At 36.8% G+C, this 2,756-nt stretch carries 3 protein-coding genes; 2 read left to right on the forward strand and 1 reads right to left on the reverse strand.

Annotated features, from left to right (window positions below):
* On the reverse strand, positions 1-316 hold a 316-nt coding region (locus tag GSY74_RS08075), incomplete at its 3' end, for a hypothetical protein (RefSeq protein ID WP_223157510.1).
* 76 nt (positions 317-392) lie between these two features.
* Between GSY74_RS08075 and hemL the strand changes: the two genes are divergently transcribed.
* Together hemL and kdsB are read left to right on the forward strand one after the other, a co-directional pair.
* Entirely contained in the window at positions 393-1,685 is a 1,293-nt protein-coding gene (hemL, locus tag GSY74_RS08080; RefSeq protein WP_164664596.1) for a glutamate-1-semialdehyde 2,1-aminomutase, read from the forward strand.
* Positions 1,685-2,407 (forward strand): 3-deoxy-manno-octulosonate cytidylyltransferase, encoded by a 723-nt coding sequence (gene kdsB, locus GSY74_RS08085; protein WP_164664597.1) that lies wholly within the window; start codon positions 1,685-1,687, stop codon positions 2,405-2,407. Before hemL ends, kdsB begins: the two co-directional genes overlap by 1 nt.
* Positions 2,408-2,756: the final 349 nt, after the last annotated feature.

Genomic DNA, 2,756 nt, shown 5'->3' on the forward strand with positions numbered 1-2,756 from the left:
CTTTAGAGATGTGAGGTTTTTTTTTATTTTTAGCTTTTGGCTCTCTCTTTTTGATTTTTTTCTTTATTATTCTCTTTTTATTATCTTTTTTCAGTTTTTTATCATCTAATATTTTTTTACTCTCTTTTTTTACTATCTTATCTACTTTTGCTATCTTCTCTTTTTTTGGAAGAGGAATATTTACTACGGCTATCTTTATAATATTATCAAAAGATTGTTTTTTATGTAACTTTATCTTTTGAAAACTGCTAAAATAGAGCCATATCAACAAACTATATATAAAAACAGTTATAACAAATGCAAACAATATCCTCACAACTACTCCTTATCAAGAAATTTAAAACAAGAAAGATAGTATAATCAAAAAATTTTAAAAAAGGATATATTTAATAATGAATTATAGTAAAAGTGAAGTGGCATTCAAAGAGGCATACGAGGTCATCCCTGGTGGTGTTGACTCCCCAGTTAGAGCATTTTCGAGCGTTGGTGGCACACCTCCATTTATGGCAAAAGGTGAAGGTGGACATCTTATAGACATAGATGGAAACAGATATATTGACTTTGTGCAGAGTTGGGGTCCACTTATCTTGGGTCATGCTGATAGTGATGTAGAAGAGGCTGTTATCTCTGCTGTTAAAAATGGTCTTAGTTTTGGAGCACCCACAGAGACAGAGACAAAACTCGCAAAAGAGGTTGTTGAGATGTTTGACACTATCGACAAAGTTCGTTTTGTAAGTTCAGGAACAGAGGCTGTAATGTCTGCAATTCGTCTTGCAAGAGGATATACAAAGAGAGATGATTTTATCAAATTCACAGGTTGCTACCACGGTCACGCAGACTCACTACTAGTCCAAGCAGGTTCAGGAATGGCAACATTTGGAAATCCATCGAGTCCAGGTGTTCCTGCTGATTTGACAAAACATACGCTTCTTGCTACATATAATGATATAGAGAGTGTACAAAAGTGTTTTGCAGATAGCAAAGAGGGTGTATCTTCTATCATTATAGAGCCAATTGCTGGAAATATGGGTCTCATTCCTGCTGATGAGAAGTTTTTGCAGGAGTTAAGAGAACTTTGTGATGAGCATGGGGCTTTACTGATTTTTGATGAAGTTATGAGTGGATTTAGAGCTTCACTTTATGGAGCCCAAGGAATTACGGCTGTACGACCTGACATTCTAACACTTGGAAAAGTAATCGGAGCAGGTATGCCAGTGGGGGCATTTGGTGCATCAAAAGAGATTATGTCTCAACTCTCACCTGAAGGTCCAATATACCAAGCAGGGACACTCTCTGGTAACCCAATTGCGATGGCAGCAGGTCTTGCGAGTATAGAGAAACTAAAAGCAAATCCTGAAATTTATGCTACACTAGAGAAGAGAGCAAAAAGATTAATGGAAGGTTTTAAAGAGGCTTCTGATGCTGTTGGTGTTCCAATGGTTACAGATGTTAGAGGCTCTATGTTTGGATTCTTCTTCTCTCCTGAACCTGTTAAAAACTTTGATGATGCACTAGGGAATGATTCAGAGCTATTTGGAAAATTTCATGGAAAAATGTTAGCAAAAGGTGTCTATCTAGCTTGTTCATCTTATGAGACTGGATTTATCTCTGTGGCTACTACAGATGAGATGATAGAGGAGGCGATTAAATCTGCTAAAGAGTCTCTACAAGAGTTAATGGCATAATGATAATAATCCCAGCACGAATAGGCTCAAGTCGTTTTCCAAATAAAGTCTTAGCAGACATAAATGGAATACCAATGGTAATTCGCACAGCAAAGGCTGTCGAATCCATTGACAAAGTAGCCATCGCCACAGACTCGCAAGATGTTGTGGATATAGCAAAAGAGTATAATATCCAAGCAGTTATCACCTCAACCGAGCATCTATCAGGCACAGACCGTATATATGAAGCTTCCCAAAAGCTAAATTTGACTGATAATGAGATAATTATAAATGTGCAAGGAGATGAACCGTTTATAGAAGAGGAGGTTGTTAGAGCAGTATTTGATTTGACAAAAAAGAATGCCTCAAATGAGTCTATTATGATGAACTCTTGTTACAAACGGATAAACAACCCAGAGGCTGATGACCCCAACATCGTAAAAGTGGTAACAGATGACCACGGTGAGGCTCTATACTTCTCTCGTGCAAAAGTTCCCTACCCTAGAGACCACCATTTTGATGAGTACAAAGGGCATATTGGGATTTATGGTTTTACCAAAAAATCTTTGGCAAAGTTTTGTGAACTTGAAGCCTCTCCATTAGAAGATATAGAGAAGCTAGAGCAGTTACGAGCCTTGTATCATGGTTATGAGATAGCAATGGTCAGAGTTGAAACAGATAGTTTTGGAATCGATACACCTGATGACTTGGAGAGAGCTTTGAAAATATTTCACATTAACTAACTGTTAATTTTTGATTGTTCATCGGTTTATATAAAGCCCCTATAATAAGAATACGAAAGATGTGAAGAGAGAATTTAACTCCTTGTTCTCCTTCACTTTATGATATGAAGTTGTTAATATTGTTGATAACAAACTCCCCCCTCCTACTCCTTTATCACTTAGACTTCTTCTCATATCTTTCTAAACTAAAAACAACTATAATTATACTAGACTTCTTGCAAAACTAGGAAACGATGGCTTTAACCTCGTCATATTCGGGACTAAAGTCCAATGCCAATGAATTAAGCTTTTTTTGAACCAAATAGTTCGGGTGTAAACACGCCGATTCCGAAAATGCAAATTGCATATA

Origin of the sequence: Sulfurovum sp. bin170 (assembly GCF_010892395.1) — a bacterium.
Classification (GTDB): domain Bacteria; phylum Campylobacterota; class Campylobacteria; order Campylobacterales; family Sulfurovaceae; genus UBA1140.